Origin of the sequence: Nitrosopumilus sp. K4 (assembly GCF_018128925.1) — an archaeon.
GTDB lineage: Archaea > Thermoproteota > Nitrososphaeria > Nitrososphaerales > Nitrosopumilaceae > HKST03.
On record NZ_CP067007.1, the window covers coordinates 824,445 to 839,599 of the forward strand.

A 15,155-nucleotide genomic window follows, 5' to 3' on the forward strand; every position below is an offset into this window, starting at 1 on the left:
CAATTACCTAGTAAAGATAACTCATTAATTTGATTTGTTCTTCAGTAGAAATAATATTTTTGTTGGTTAGAATTTCTAAAAGTTCTTTGAATATTGCTTTTTGTTCAGACGACATCCCTCCTGCTGGACCTTTTTCTCCGGGTGGACCGGGTGGACCTCTTGGACCTGCTGGACCGACTGGGCCTTGTTCACCTATTGGGCCTTGTTCACCTATTGGGCCCAAAGGACCTGTTGGGCCTCTTTCTCCTTGTGGACCTTGAATACCTTGTGGACCTTGTGGACCTTTTTCTCCTGGTGGACCTGCTGAACCTCTTTCTCCTTGTGGACCTTGTGGACCTTGTGGACCTTTGTCACCGACTGGACCGGGTGGACCTGTAGGGCCTTTTTCTCCAGGGCCACCTACAACACCTTTGTCACCTTTTTCTCCCTGAGGACCTGGGACTCCTGTAAGACCTTTAGCTCCTGCAGGACCTTGTGGACCTTGTGGACCTTTTTCTCCTACTGGACCTTCTGGACCTCGTTGACCTTTTTCTCCTATTGGGCCAGGTGGACCTAATGGACCTTTTTCTCCGTGTGGACCTGTGGGACCTGTAAGACCTTTGTCACCGACTGGACCGGGTGGACCGACTGGACCTTTTTCTCCTACTGGGCCGGCAGGACCTTTTTCTCCTACTGGGCCGGGGGGACCTTGAATTCCTTTTTCACCCTGAACACCAGCTTGACCTGTGGGACCTTTTTCTCCTGATGGACCTGTGGGACCTGTAAGACCTTTGTCACCGGGTGGACCTTGTGGACCTTTGTCACCTTTTTCTCCAACTATTCCACGTAGTCCAGTGGGGCCTTTGTCACCAGAGGGACCTGTAGGACCTTTGTCACCTTTTTCTCCCAATGGACCTTTAAGTCCAGATGGACCTTTGTCACCGGGTGGACCTGTAGGGCCTTTGTCACCTTTGTCACCGGGTGGACCTGTAGGGCCTTTGTCACCTTTGTCACCTTTGTCACCAGTAATTCCTTTGTCACCAGAAATTCCTTTTTCTCCTGTTAATCCTTTGTCGCCTTGTGGACCTTTGTCACCAGTAGAACCTTTGTCACCGGGTGGTCCTTGTGGACCGGGCAGACCTTTTTCCCCAGGAGGACCTTGTGGACCGGGTGGTCCTTGTGGACCTTTGTCACCGACTGGACCTTGTGGACCTGTAGGGCCTTTGTCACCTGGTGGACCTGTAGTAGGTGTTGAGATAGAAGGAGGAGTTGTTTTTTGTTTTGGTTTTTGTTTTGGTTTATCGGAAACTGTTTCAGTCTTTGTTTCAGATGTAGGTTGAGATTTTGATTTAACCTCAGATTTTCCACCCAAAGATACGTCAAAGACAGAATGTAATGAAGAGAAGAGATCTACTACTATAATCCAAATTTTATCATAATCATAAACTGATTGAGGAATGGGATTTTCATTAGAACCCAAGGTTTCTGAAAATACACCATCTTTAACTCTCAGATGGTAATTTCCTCTCCATAATGACTGAAACTGTTTTGTTCTAATACTATCATCAGAAGGCTTTGATGTAGAAATTGAAATTTGAACCTCATATACACCTGATTGTTTAAAAGGAGCTTGGCCTTGAATTTCTATTCTTGAAGAAGACACAATCGTTTGTGTGAATTCCAAGTATTTCTATATTTTCAAGGATTTTTTCAGAGATTTTTAGGATTAGGCTCAATTCAGGATAGTATTTATCTAGATAAAATGGCAATTATGAGCTAGTGAAGAGACCGTTCGGTAAAAAAAAGAAGGAAAGTAAGGATTCTGTCGAAATCAAGGTAAAATCAGAGCCTGAAAAAAAAGAAGAAACAAGTCTTGTAGATTCAGATTATAATCGTAAAAAATTATTCAAAAAAGGCATCAACCTCATGGCTGATGAAAAATTAGAAGAGGCAGCAGTAGTATTTGAGCAGGCATTAAGAATAGATCCACAAAATGTAGAAACTTTGATGAAACTAGGCTATGCAAGATTTCACTTAGATGAACATGGAGAGGCACTCAAAGTATATGACAAAATTTTAGATATCGATGTTACAAATCCTGAGGCCTGGAATCTAAAGGCGCTGGTACATTATGAACAAAACAATTATGCAAAAGCATTAGATGCAGTTGAGAAAGCAATAGAATCAGATCCAACATATGGAATGGCATGGTACAACAAAGCATGTTACCTATCATTGTTAAATCAAGTTCCAGAATCATTAGAAGCACTAAAACGGTCAATTGAAATCGATGTAAAGAATGCAAGAAAATCTGTCAGAGATAAAGACTTTGCAAATGTAAGAATTGAAGAAGGTTTTAAGAGAATTAACGAAGTCGTAGTTTTAGAATCCATCAGACAAGGATACCACACATTAGGGGCAATTGTTTGGACTACATTTTTGGATAAGGCAGATGCAGATGATGCATTAAACAAATTACTTGAGAAGGGATTGATTGTTCAAAATGAAAAACGTGATGGTCTTAGTAGAATTCCAGTTTATGATCTTGCACCAGAAGTTGCCGATAAGATGGGAAAAGAGAAGAAAGGACTGTTTGGAATTACAAGAAAGAAATTACCAACGCCAATAAAGAATCTAAAAGAGCTCAGTCTTGCCATTCAATCAGTCAGGGATGCAATTGAAGAAGAAGATGTGGAAAAAACAATGAATGTTTTTGATGAATTTATAGACTCGACTAAATCTGGAGAACAGATGATTGAGTTATTCTTTGACGAGCATAGAGAAATTAGATTGTGGAAAATCAGATTAAAAGACAGAGGAGTAGATTATTTGATTGAGAACAAAGACAAGATGCTTAATCTGTTTGACAATGTCGAAGTAACAATTACAAAAAAACTAAGAAACGAAATCTCTTAGCTATTCAGCAGATAAATCCCAATAGTTTGCATCTTCTTGTTTTTCAGTAGGTTTTTGCAAATTCTTCCATTCCTTAAAAGAACGAACATAGAGTTTTACATTTGGTAGTCCAACAGATTTGAGAGCATAGTAAGCTAATCCAGAGAGTGTTCCTACACTTCCACAATAAGTAATAATTTCAGAATCACCTGAAATTCCACGATTTTCTAGTAGCCGTTTCATATCATCTCTTGGGCGCAAAATCTTGTCATTTTTTGCCAAAGTTCGATAAGGAAGACTAATTGCACCTGGAATGTGTTGTTCAAGATAATTCAGTCGTTCTCTATTATCAATTAGGATCACATCTTCTTTTTCTTTTGAGTTTTCAAGATAATCAGATGTAGCTAAAATTTCAGGTTTTAGATGTAAAGAATGCTCTTTTGTTGGTATGTCGGGTGTTTGAGTTTCATTTTCTAATCCAAGAGACTTCCAATGACTATAGGTGGTTTCAAGTAATGTAACGTCAGAATGACCAATGTATTCCAATGTCCACGCAACACGAGATGCAAGAGCTCCAAAAGTATCATCATAAACTACAACACGTGTTTCATCATCAACACCTAAAGAGTTGAAGATTTTTTGAACTCTTTCAGGGCTATCGTCAGATAGTAAATTTGCCAAAGGCAAATTTACTGCAGTAGGGATGTGATTTTGTTTATAGTCATCTTCACGTCTAACATCAATTACGCGAACACTCTTGTCTCTAATTTCAGAACGAAGGGTATCAATATCAGTTGTAGTCTTGACAGTTTTTTCTTGGCTCATGCAGCACATTCACCTTTTCCAGTTTTTGTATGATAGCTTGAATCACTGCCATAGTCAGAGTAAAAGTCAGGATCCTCTTCTTTTGTGGGTGGAACTGTAAAGGGCTCCAAAATTTTTCTCATATCATTAATGGATTTTATTTCAGAATCTTCTTTTCCATTTGCAACTCGGTGAATCCATTCTTTTAGAGTGTCGTCAGGTTTTTTGTACTGTTTGAACAATTCAATGATTTTCAAGATAACAGGAATCACTCTTTTTGCAGGGATTCTAGCACATGTTTGAGCAAGCATTGTTTCTCCATCTGAACGGCCACCAAGTAGCATTTGGTAGTTAGGATACATTTCTTTTCCAACTCTACCCCCACCACCAAAGAATCCAATTGTTGCAATTCCATGTTGGCCACAAGAGTTAGGGCATCCACTAATCTTAATTGAAGAATCACGGAGATCATCATCCTCATCTAGTTTTAGTTCAAGGAATTTTCTTTGAATTTCTTTTGCCAATCTGTGAGAATTAGTCAGGGCCAAATTACAAGATGTCGTGCCTGAACAACCAATAGGGGCAGTCATAGTTAATGCTCCAGATTTTGCCAAGCCTACCTCTAGCAATTTTGAGTATAATTTTGGTAGATCATCCTCATGAACAAATCTCAACGCGATATTTTGATTAAATCCAGCTCTGGCCATACCTTCAGCAGAAAAGTCTTTGACAATTCCGCCAAGAGCAGTAAGTTGATTTGCAGTAATATCACCAGATTCAAGTGTGATAAATACAGAACGATAGTCAGATTGTTTTTGTTTTACAGTGTTTGTTTTTAACCATCTTGCAAACCCATCAGGGGTTGGGGCTCCACTTTCATCAGATATTCGAATAGGTCTCTTTACAGATACAGGTGTTTCATCAACATCAAGTTGTGTGATTACAGATTGAGTTGCTTTAACAAGAGCACGTTCTTTGAAAACAAGATTTTGGAATTTATCCCAACCCATGTCATTTACGAGATACCGCATTCTATTTCTTGCAAGATTCTTTCTATCTCCAAGTCTATCAAAGATTCTCATCACTGCAATGGATGTATACAATAATTCTTCTTCGGGTGTAAATTCCTCCAATTGGTGACCAACAAAAGAACGATTACCTAAACCACCACCTAAGAAAATTTTGAACCCTTTTTGTTTAGTGCCATCAACATCTCTAATTTGTGGAATTAATCCAACATCCACCATTCTTACCATCCCATGTTTTTCACAGCAAGTAAAATTGAATTTGAATTTTCTTGGAAGACTTTGTGCCATTGGATTTCTTAAAAAGAATTTAGCAGTAGCTAAAGCATATGGAGTAGCGTCAAACTCTTCATCAGGACAAACCCCTGACATAGGACTACACATGACATTCCTAACAGAATTCCCACATGCTTCTCGTGATGTAAGGCCAACTTCAGCAAGACCTCTGAAAATTTCTGAAACATCTTCTAAAACTACCCAATGCAGTTGGATATTTTCTCTAGTGGAGAAATGCGCACTGCCAATTGAGTATTGTTCACTAAGCTGAGCAATTTTTTCAAGTTGGTGAGGATAAACTTCGCCAGCAGGTAGTTTGATTCTAACCATTGCATAATCACTAGTCATTCGGGTACCATATGCGCCATTTTGGAGACGATACCTTCGAAAACTTTCATCGTCGTATTTTCCCTGACGATAAAGCTTTACAGTTTCTGCAAAGTTATCTGCTTCTTCAAGACGTCCCCAGTTAATTTTGGGTTTGACCGAATCAGGACTAGATTGTTTAAGTTCAGGTGTTGTCAATATAAGAAAAGTCGTCGAGTTGTGATATAAATTTTTGATAAATGGATGTTTTAGGAGTCAAACATCCAAGACTAGCAGTATATTTCCCATATTTTGACAAATTATTTTACATGTCTAGAACAATTAGTGGATCCTAATTTTCAATTATGTGGCAAAGTATTAATGGGTTCTAGGCAGTAATTTTTTCATGCAAGAAGCAACAGTTGCCGAACAATCATCAAAAATATTTACCGATGTTAGAGAAGTTGAAATTACACGTGCAATAGCTGATGAATTCCATTCCGTTCTAATTGACAGGGCAGAATCAGATGTAATCATTATTGGTGCAGGACCTGCAGGATTAACTGCAAGTAGAGAACTGTCAAACATGGGATTCAAAGTACTAGTTATTGAACAAAACAACTACCTTGGCGGAGGTTATTGGCTTGGAGGTTATATGATGAATCCCGTTACAGTTAGAGAACCAGCTCAAAAAATTTGGGATGAGTTAGGAATCCCATACAAAAAAGTCAGAGAAGGACTTTACTTAACACCAGGACCACATGCAGTATCAAAATTAATTGCAGGAGCTTGTGATGCAGGGGTAAAATTCCTAAACCTTACAAAGTTTGATGATCTTGTTTTGAAAAATGGCAGAGTGGCAGGAATCGTAGTTAATTGGATGCCGGTTTCAGCATTACCAAGAAACATCACATGTGTTGATCCAGTTGCTTTTGAAGCAAAAATAATCATTGATGCATCAGGACATGATTCAGTAGCAGTAAAAAGACTTGTAGACAGAGGACTAGTAGAATGGAAAGGAATGAATCCAATGTTTGTCAACGAAGGTGAAGAACACGTTGTTGAAAAAACAGGCGAAGTGTATCCAGGTCTAGTCGCAGCAGGAATGTCTGTCACTGAAACTCACGGATTGGCAAGAATGGGACCAACATTTGGTTCAATGCTATATTCTGGAAAAAGAGCAGCAGAAATTGCAGCAGCAAAAATTAAAGAGTTAGAAAGATAAACAATCAGCGTTCTTTTAATTTATTGAAAATATCTAGAATTATTTTCTATGATGAGCCTTCTGTGCCTGAAATTGATCTTGATAATTTAGTCAAATTTACACAAAATACATTTGGTATTTTACCAGAAAAAAGAAAATCAATCCTCACATTAGCTGATGAAGAGATCCCAAAAGACATTGCTGGAACAAGAATATTCAAACTAAGTGTTCCATACACCAAACACATTCCATCATTTGAAGAAATTGAATTTGAAAAAAAGAATGTCATAGATACATCAGCCAATCAAAATATTACATATTATGACGGTTTTGAGTTACAAAATATTTTGGGAAAAATTATTCCAAAAGATGAACTAGGAGAAGACACATTTCATGTAATTTTTACAAACAAACTTACTTGTACGTATGACTATAATGATTATAGATATCACGGAAGGGCATTGATTGGGTCAAATCCTGTAATAATTTCAACAACGGGAATCATCGAAGCCCCTGCAAAACCCAGGGAATACTATATGGAGTTAATTACAAAATCAAGACAAGGTGTAAACATAGATCATCTAAAAGAAAAATACAAAGGAACTTTTCTTGAATATCACGATTCCAGATTATCTAAGATTGTCGAAGGGTATTTTCTACAAGCACTGTTTTATTATGAAACACTAGAACCTTTTTGCGAAAATAAGGAATGTAGATTGTTTAATGCGCATTGGCAAAAAGATCTTTTGTATTCTCAGTTAGAATCAACAAAACTATGTCAAAAACATCAAGAGATCTTAGAAAAAATGACAATAACTTAAATTGTTGAAGTAAAAACACGATACATCATGATGGCAGCAGATGACGGTGCTACAATCCTTCAAGAAAAAGACGAGCCACCAAAAATGCCAGACAAAAATCAGACAAAATTCGACGTGATAATTATCGGAGCAGGACCATCAGGATACACTGCAGGAATTTACTGCTCAAGAGCAGGGTATGATACTTTGATTTTATCAGGATTACTTCCAGGAGGACAATTAGTCAACACTACAGAAGTTGAAAACTATCCAGGATTTGAAAAAGGAATAATGGGTCCTGATTTAATGATTGAAATGAGAAAACAAACCCAGAGAATGGGAACAACAATAATAGACGATGAAGCAGTAAATGTAGATTTTAGGCATAAACCATTCAAGGTTTTAACAGCATCTGAAGAGTACGAAGCAAAAGCAGTCATCATTGCAACAGGTGCAAATCCCAGAAAACTAGGATTGGAAGGAGAGCAAACATTTGGTGGAAAAGGTGTTTCATACTGTGCAACATGTGATGGGCCATTTTTTAGAAATCAAGAATTAATCGTAGTTGGAGGAGGAGATTCAGCTATAGAAGAAGCAACATTTCTAACAAAATTTGCAACCACAGTACACGTAGTACACAGACGAGACGAATTAAGAGCAAGTAAAGCAATGCAAGAAAGAGCATTTAACAATGAAAAGATAAAATTCCATTGGGATTCAGAAGTCACAGACATTAAAGGAGATCAAAAGATGCAACAGGCAATTTTAAAAAATCTCAAAACAGGAGAAGAGAAAACACTTGATGCAGGAGGGCTATTTGTTGCAATAGGACACGAACCAAACACAAAATTATTTAAAAATCAAATTGATCTAGACGAAGAAGGATACATCATTCTAAAAAACAAGACACACACAAACATCGAAGGAGTGTTTGCTGCAGGTGATGTCCATGATAGAAGGTACAGACAAGCCATCACAGCAGCAGGTTATGGATGCATGGCAGCAATTGATGTTGACAAATATTTGACTGAAAAACCCTAAAGAAATTTTACAAAGATGAAAAATGCACAATGTACTAGGTGTACTAGACGATTTCATGAAAAAGACATCTATACAATTCAACAATTACAATACAGAAAAGAGCCAAACTACGAATGGTCAAAAAAATTTTTAGAGACAATAATCGGAGAATGGGATTCATTGTGTGAAGAATGTGTAAAACATTATTCAGATATTTCGCGTAAGGCATGGCAAAAAGAGAATAGATAATTAGAAAAGAATAATGAAAAGAAGAGTATGGATAAAGAAATAACTGAAATTACAGAATCTTTAAAAATACACAGTAATGAATTGGCAAAATTAGGTTCAGAACTATCTGAAATTCAATTTAATTACAAAGTATTAGACAAAACAGACCATACGTATTGGGAAAAACGCGTTGACGATTTCAAAAAATATCATGACAAAGGAATGGAATATTACAAAAAAATTCATTCAATGATGAGTCTCGTAGAAAAAGATGAAGCAGGAATGTTTTTGCTCAGAATAAGTAAATTACATCAATTAGGAGACAAACTTTTTGAATTGTTAGGAGAAGTCAAAGAAAACCCAAACATCATGTCATCAAAAGACAAACAGCAAAGTAAATGGAGTAAAGAACTCAAAGAGCAATTAATTGAACAAAGTAATAAAACACTACATCATGAAATGGATATGAATGCAAACTTTCGTGAATTCTATGAAAAACACCTAAAGAAACTACTAGAAGATCAATAGGCTAATTCAGACATGTGTTTTGCATCCTTTAATGCATTGTCAAATTCTTCTTCAGACATTACATTTTGTTTTGCATAAACACTCTTGAACTTTCTTCCATCATCAGCAAAGATTCCAACCACACATGCTTTACCATCAATGGGGTATTTTTTCATGCATGCATAAACTGCAGCAGAAGACGGACTAATCAATAATCTATCTTTAGAATACACTTCCTTTACAACAGAAAATGCTTCTTCATTATCTACAGATATCCAATCATCAACTACGTTTTCACGTTTCAAGAACAGATCTGGTTTTGCAGATTCTTCAAAGTTTCTCCATCCTTGAATCAAATGGTTTTGTTGAGGTTGGCAACCAATTATTTTGACATTCGGATTTTTTTCTTTCAAGTAGGTCCCAATTCCAGTAATAGTACCACCAGTTCCTACACCAGTAAAGAAATGAGTTATTTTACCATCAGTCTGTTTCCAAATCTCAGGGCCAGTTCCAACATAATGGCCCTTGAAGTTTGCTTCATTTGCGTATTGGTTTGGAGAATAATAAGTATCAGGCCTAGAAGAGGCAATAGAAGTTGCAAGAGCGATGCTTTGATCAGTGCCTGCACCAACCTTAGGACACAAATCATCGCTTGTTTCAAAGATTTTGGCACCAAGTTTTCTAATGATATCTTTAGTTTCATTACTTGCTTTTTCAGGGATAACAATCTCAACTTTGTAACCAAGTAAATTAGCAATTCCAGTCAAGGCAATTCCAGTATTTCCAGAAGTTGGTTCAATGATGATGCTCTTTCCTTTTGTCAGTATTCCTCGTTCTTCACCATCTTTGATCATCCAATAAGCTGCCCTGTCTTTTACAGAGCCAAATGGATTGTGACCTTCTAATTTTGCAAAATATTCAGCATTTTCATTTGACAACGAATCTAATTTTACAAGAGGAGTGTTTCCAACACGGTTAAGAACATCAGTATCAGCAACAGTTGTCATGATCTGTTTTATTTCACCTTTTTAATTTGAAAAGTAATTACGCTGCCATCTTTAGACATATCTAACAATTCATGACCATTTCTTGTAACCCATCTAGATATATCGTCTTCAGCTGCGGGATCATCTGCAGAAACAGTTAGAACTTCACCAACCTGCATTTTTTCAATTTCAATTTTTGTTCTAAACACAGGTTCAGGACAGAACAATCCTGTTGCATCTAATTTTTTTTCAGCAGACATTTTTATCTAATTTCAGAAGGTCGTTCTGTCATATTAAAAGTTATTTGAGTTTAGCTTGACCTATTTTGCTAAATAGCCATTTTGAACATAGTTGAAAGATTTCTGTCCTTCATAAAAGAAGGGTCATGATTTTGAAAATTAATTTTTTGGGAAATTCTTTTCATCAAATGAATTGCAATTTTATAAAATAGTGACCAAAGATGACTGTTTTGATTTGAGTTATAAATTCGAAGCAGCAAAGTCAAAAGCCATTTTGTGTTTGGATAATGCTCAGAAATATAATCTACAAGATATTCTTTAGAATTGTTAATTTTGTATTTTAGATGGTCCATGGTTTCATCTTGTAAAGCATAACCTGTTTGAGAAATTTCAATTTGTCCTTTTTTCATAGACTGTAAAATATCGTCCAAATCATTTTCTGAATCAATCACATTTACACATCTTCCAAGCGTAGACAGCACATGAGAGTCACTGCCAGAAACCTGAATCATATTGTTATCAAGCGCAAATTGAGTGGCCTTAGCATTAGATAAAACATCTATGTTGTTGCTATTAAAGACCTCAACCATATCACATTTTTTTGCACTATCTCTTAATGCATCTAACAAACTAAATGGGTGAGGTGCAGATGTAATTCCGCCTTGTTTATGAACTTCATCAATTAACTCATCTAATGTTATTCCAGACTTTATTTCATCATGAATGCCATATGCCAATACATGCGCACCAGTATCAATGGTTATTTCTTCAGCAGGAAATACAGAAATATTTTGGAATTTAGAATGATTGTTTTTGTATTCTAGTAATTGTCTGTAACCATCTAATGTGTTATGATTTGTAACAAAAATTGCATCCAGACCTAAACTGTATGACCGCTCAAGTTGATCCCTAATAGAAATATTGCAATCATATGGAGGTTCTTCTTCTCCAACATGAAAATTTGAAAAGGAATTATGACAATGTAATTCAGTTTTTACAGGCAATATTTGGAAAAAGATTGCCTTTAGATTATAATCCTATTGCAAGAAATCAATTTTTAACGAAACAGATCTTCACTTTCAGGTCTTAATAGAACATCAATTGATGATGAATCTTTAGGAAATGTAAAACCTCTAATAATTGCTACAGGGCATTTTGTAGTTTTTTTCATAACTAATTCTGCAGCAGATGAAAGCTCATCAGCTATTGCAATGGCAGTTACACGTAGAACATTTCCAAAAGTATCAGACGTCCCTGCATAGTCTAGCACAGGATTAATTCCAGAAACTCCTATTGCAAAATTTGTTTGTCCCACTCTAAAAGGACGCCCAAAAGTATCAGAAATAATCACACCAACGGATTTGTTTGTTTTTTCAAAAATAGATCTTCGTATTTTTTCAGCTGATTCATCAGAATTTTTTGGCAATAATGTTGCATAACCATCTTTTACATTACTTTCATCAATTCCAGCATTAGCACAAATGAATCCATTGTTTGTTTCAACAACGATTATCCCGTTTTGCATTCGGATAATACGTTTTGATTCTTGTAGAATTAATTCCACAATCCTAGGATCTTTTTCATATTGGGAACCTATACCTTCTGCCAATAATGATGGAGTAACGGAAGATAAATTTACTAATCGCCCCTCTTGCTTTGAGATTATTTTTTGTGCTAAAACTATAATGTCATTGTCTTGAATGTCTTCAACATTTAAGATAAAATTTACAATATCATCGCCAGATTCAATTTCTTTGTCGATAAACACAGGTAAAATATTCAACGATAGGTATCTAAAAGACAGACAAATATTGGTTATGCAGTAGTCGTAGTTTCAAGTTCTAATTTGTAGTGCTTGTTAATTATATCTAAAATTTTGGAAAGATCTTTTTCTTCTAATGTGGTAGTAGCGAGGTCCTTTACCAAATCTTGTGCTCTATATGCAATTCCTAATCCACAGATATCAAACAATTTAACATCATTTGCGCCATCAACAACACAAGCAATGTTTTCTTTAGTTTCTCCCCACTCTTCAATTTTTATTCTAGCTGATTTAGCTTTATCAGAATCAACGTTAATCTTTACACCATCTAGTTTTCCATCTTTGAAAAGTAGTTCATTAGAATAAACATGATCTAACCCTAGTTCTTCTTTTAGTCTATCAGTCATAATTGTAAATCCGCCAGAAACTGCCATGATTTTCCATCCTGCAGCTTTTAAAACTCTACAAGCTTCCTTTGCACCAGTCATTATAGGTAATTCATCTGCAACTTGTTTACAAGTTTCATAATCTAATCCTTTTAGTGCCTTAACTCTAGTTCTTAGACCCTCTTCCCAATTTATGACTCCCTGAATACCTTTTTTAGTAATTTCCCAAATTTCGTCTTCTTTGTTTAGTTTTTCTGCAAGAATTGGCAAATACTCTGCATCATACAAAACCCCTTCAACATCAAAAATTACTAACAAGTGTTATCTGATTTGCAAAAAAATTGCTAATTATATTAAAGTAACCACACATTTTTGCTAATTAAATCACATTTTTCAAGAATTCAAGAAGGAATTGTTTTCGTAGAAGACAAAAGAGATCATATTATTTTTTCTTATTTTCCAATTCTTTCAATAGTTCTCTTAAGATAAGAATCTCTTGTTCATGATGACCATTTTGATCTTTTAGTCCATCATTTTCTTTCTCATGTTTCGATTCTCGAGATCTCAGTAATTGTATGTACCACGGAAGTTCATCATCATGACTTCTTAAGAAGTCAGTTAATTCCAAAGTAGGCAAATCTTTAACTCGTTCCCAGTCAGGACATATATGGCTCATAACTTAATATAAAATGAATGACATTTAAAGATGTTAAAACAAATTACAAATTTTACAAGTTATTTAAATAATAAGTGAGTGCAAACAGAAAAATGGTTTTAGGTTTAAAGTCTAAACCAGTTTTATGATCAAAAAAACGTTAGTAATAAATCAAAGATGATAGTGATACCGAGTATGGCAGAATTAGAACATAAATTCGAAGTAGAAGTTCAAACAACTGAAAAAAGACAAAAACTAACTGATGAAGTAAAGGCAGAATTAAAAGCATCAGGAATGATGGATGACAAAGGCAAACTCAAACTCAAAGGAGTTAGTCCAAAAATGCTCAAGAGGATGAAACAAGAATTTGTGGATTGCCCTGTTTTGAAGGCAGAAACTCATTTTATCCAATGTTTTGTATGCCCAAATTTCCAAAGCAGAGTAACTGGAAAAGTACTCTGTAAAGGAGACAAATTAAAGTAAAAATCCAAAATTCACGAAAGGCTCATTAGTAAAATCTTTGTTGGAATCATGTTTGAGTAAAGAAGATAAAGGGATCACAGTTTCGAAAAAAGAAGATTTTAGCGAGTGGTACACGCAAGTAGTTCTAAAAGCAGAACTTGCAGATTATGCACCAGTTAAAGGATTAATTGTCCTAAGACCAGACGGATATTCTATCTGGGAATTACTTAGAGACACTTTTGACAAAAAATTTTCAAAGAACGGAATTAGAAATGGATTCTTACCAGTACTCATCCCAGAATCATTATTAGGAAAAGAGCAAAAACACTTTGCAGGGTTTAATCCAGAGGTATTTTGGGTAACACATTCAGGAGAAAACGAAGTAGGAGACAAACTGGCATTAAGACCAACATCAGAAACATTAGCATATACATTATATTCCAAATGGATTCAAAGTTGGAGAGATTTACCACTAAAAATTAATTTTTGGAACACAGCACTTAGAGCAGAGATAAAAGCTACAAAACCATTTCTTAGAACATCGGAGTTTTTGTGGCAAGAAGGCCATACAGTTCACACAACACAAGATGAAGCAGAAAAAGAAGTAATGAAAATTCTTGACATTTATAAAAATACTGTTGAAAATGAATTAGCAATCCCAGTAGTAACAGGAAAAAAGAGCGAGAAGGAAAAATTCGTTGGTGCTGTATACACAACCACAATGGAATCAATCATGCCAGACGGAAAAGCACTACAAATGGGAACATCGCATTTTCTAGGTCAGAATTTTTCAATTCCATTTGAAGTAAAATTTGCAGATAAAGACAATGTAGAACATTTTGCATGGCAAACATCATGGGGGGTCTCGTGGAGATTAATTGGAGCAATGATAATGGTCCACGGAGATGATAAAGGACTAGTATTACCACCCAAAGTAGCTCCAATTCAGATCGTAATTGTTCCAATTTACAAATCAGAAGAAACTAAAGAACAAGTAATTCAAAAAGCAAAAGAAATCAAAGAGGAATTAGAAAAACAGGACATCAGAGTCCATATAGATGACAGAAGTGAGTTAACCCCAGGTTACAAATTTAATGACTGGGAGATGAAAGGAGTTCCATTAAGAATGGAAATAGGGCCAAAAGATCTTGAAAAACAAAGTGTGATGATTGCAAAGAGATACAATAAAGAAAAATTAAGCATGCCCATTTCAGAAATTAAGAATATCAATTCAATCTTAGAACAAATTCAAAAAGACATGTTAGAAGTAGCAAAGAAACAAGGAAAAGAAAACACAGTAGAAATTTTAGATTATTCAGAGTTTAAATCAAAAATCTCAAGTGGGGGATTCTTTAAAGCATATTGGTGTGGCAATCAAGAATGTGAAGAAAAGATCAAGGAAGAAACAAGTGCAGACATCAGAGTTATACCATTTGGGTCAGAAGATGTATCTGGAAAATGTCTTTATTGTCAGAAACAAAGCCAATCAAAGCCAATTTTTGCAAGAGGCTATTAAAAATCAAAGAAGACAGTGATTCATAATTTTTAGCAGTTTCATAAAATTTGCGCAGGTTTAGATATCAACGATTCAGATTTTTGTACATAATTTTCATTCAAGACA

The 15,155-nt window shown here is 35.6% G+C and carries 17 protein-coding genes; 8 read left to right on the plus strand and 9 right to left on the minus strand.

Features of this window, described 5'->3' with window-relative positions; genetic code table 11:
* Positions 1-7 precede the first annotated feature (7 nt).
* Complete coding sequence (locus tag NsoK4_RS05015) at positions 8-1,663, minus strand: collagen-like protein (protein WP_249110984.1); 1,656 nt, start codon at positions 1,661-1,663, stop codon at positions 8-10.
* Positions 1,664-1,758: 95 nt separating this feature from the next.
* Between NsoK4_RS05015 and NsoK4_RS05020 the strand changes: the two genes are divergently transcribed.
* A complete protein-coding gene (locus NsoK4_RS05020) occupies positions 1,759-2,895 on the plus strand; it encodes a tetratricopeptide repeat protein (protein WP_211685763.1) in 1,137 nt (378 codons plus the stop codon).
* Here NsoK4_RS05020 and NsoK4_RS05025 read toward each other — a convergent pair whose 3' ends face one another.
* A complete protein-coding gene (locus NsoK4_RS05025; RefSeq protein WP_211685765.1) occupies positions 2,896-3,699 on the minus strand; it encodes a sulfurtransferase in 804 nt (267 codons plus the stop codon). It lies immediately after the preceding gene.
* Positions 3,696-5,504, minus strand: coding sequence for a nitrite/sulfite reductase (locus NsoK4_RS05030; RefSeq protein WP_211685768.1), 1,809 nt, complete (start codon positions 5,502-5,504; stop codon positions 3,696-3,698). Before NsoK4_RS05030 ends, NsoK4_RS05025 begins: the two co-directional genes overlap by 4 nt.
* Before the next feature lie 187 nt (positions 5,505-5,691).
* Between NsoK4_RS05030 and NsoK4_RS05035 the strand changes: the two genes are divergently transcribed.
* From NsoK4_RS05035 to NsoK4_RS05055, 5 genes are read left to right on the plus strand one after another with little or no spacing between them, the layout of a single operon-like run.
* Positions 5,692-6,510: a sulfide-dependent adenosine diphosphate thiazole synthase gene (locus NsoK4_RS05035; RefSeq protein WP_211685770.1), complete on the plus strand. Its 819-nt coding sequence runs from the start codon at positions 5,692-5,694 to the stop codon at positions 6,508-6,510.
* A 23-nt stretch (positions 6,511-6,533) separates the two neighbouring features.
* Entirely contained in the window at positions 6,534-7,310 is a 777-nt protein-coding gene (locus NsoK4_RS05040; protein WP_211685772.1) for a DUF6775 family putative metallopeptidase, read from the plus strand.
* 27 nt (positions 7,311-7,337) lie between these two features.
* Positions 7,338-8,330, plus strand: coding sequence for a thioredoxin-disulfide reductase (trxB, locus tag NsoK4_RS05045; protein ID WP_211685774.1), 993 nt, complete (start codon positions 7,338-7,340; stop codon positions 8,328-8,330).
* 15 nt (positions 8,331-8,345) lie between these two features.
* Positions 8,346-8,558 carry a hypothetical protein gene (locus NsoK4_RS05050; RefSeq protein WP_211685776.1) on the plus strand — a complete coding sequence of 71 codons (213 nt, stop codon included), beginning with the start codon at positions 8,346-8,348 and terminating at the stop codon, positions 8,556-8,558.
* Between the two features lie 27 nt (positions 8,559-8,585).
* A complete protein-coding gene (locus NsoK4_RS05055; protein ID WP_211685778.1) occupies positions 8,586-9,065 on the plus strand; it encodes a hypothetical protein in 480 nt (159 codons plus the stop codon).
* Here the strand turns inward: NsoK4_RS05055 and NsoK4_RS05060 are convergent.
* The 6 genes from NsoK4_RS05060 to NsoK4_RS05085 all read right to left on the minus strand — a co-directional run bounded on the left by NsoK4_RS05060 (position 9,059) and on the right by NsoK4_RS05085 (position 13,093).
* Positions 9,059-10,051, minus strand: a complete 993-nt coding sequence (locus tag NsoK4_RS05060) for a cysteine synthase family protein (protein ID WP_211685780.1) — start codon at positions 10,049-10,051, stop codon at positions 9,059-9,061. The two genes, NsoK4_RS05055 and NsoK4_RS05060, sit on opposite strands and share 7 nt — an antisense overlap.
* Before the next feature lie 8 nt (positions 10,052-10,059).
* The gene (locus NsoK4_RS05065; protein WP_249110986.1) at positions 10,060-10,290 is read right to left on the minus strand and encodes a sulfurtransferase TusA family protein; all 231 of its coding nucleotides are present in this window, start codon (positions 10,288-10,290) and stop codon (positions 10,060-10,062) included.
* Positions 10,291-10,358: 68 nt separating this feature from the next.
* Complete coding sequence (locus NsoK4_RS05070) at positions 10,359-11,273, minus strand: PHP domain-containing protein (protein ID WP_211685782.1); 915 nt, start codon at positions 11,271-11,273, stop codon at positions 10,359-10,361.
* A gap of 53 nt (positions 11,274-11,326) precedes the next feature.
* Positions 11,327-12,052 (minus strand): coenzyme F420-0:L-glutamate ligase, encoded by a 726-nt coding sequence (gene cofE / locus NsoK4_RS05075; protein ID WP_211685784.1) that lies wholly within the window; start codon positions 12,050-12,052, stop codon positions 11,327-11,329.
* Positions 12,053-12,084: 32 nt separating this feature from the next.
* The gene (gene serB / locus NsoK4_RS05080) at positions 12,085-12,735 is read right to left on the minus strand and encodes a phosphoserine phosphatase SerB (RefSeq protein WP_211685787.1); all 651 of its coding nucleotides are present in this window, start codon (positions 12,733-12,735) and stop codon (positions 12,085-12,087) included.
* A 124-nt stretch (positions 12,736-12,859) separates the two neighbouring features.
* A complete protein-coding gene (locus tag NsoK4_RS05085; protein ID WP_211685789.1) occupies positions 12,860-13,093 on the minus strand; it encodes a hypothetical protein in 234 nt (77 codons plus the stop codon).
* Between the two features lie 174 nt (positions 13,094-13,267).
* Here NsoK4_RS05085 and NsoK4_RS05090 point away from each other — a divergent pair, with 174 nt between their 5' ends.
* Both NsoK4_RS05090 and proS read left to right on the plus strand, forming a co-directional pair.
* Positions 13,268-13,555, plus strand: coding sequence for a hypothetical protein (locus tag NsoK4_RS05090; protein ID WP_211685792.1), 288 nt, complete (start codon positions 13,268-13,270; stop codon positions 13,553-13,555).
* A gap of 52 nt (positions 13,556-13,607) precedes the next feature.
* Positions 13,608-15,050, plus strand: coding sequence for a proline--tRNA ligase (proS, locus tag NsoK4_RS05095; RefSeq protein WP_211685794.1), 1,443 nt, complete (start codon positions 13,608-13,610; stop codon positions 15,048-15,050).
* Positions 15,051-15,155: the final 105 nt, after the last annotated feature.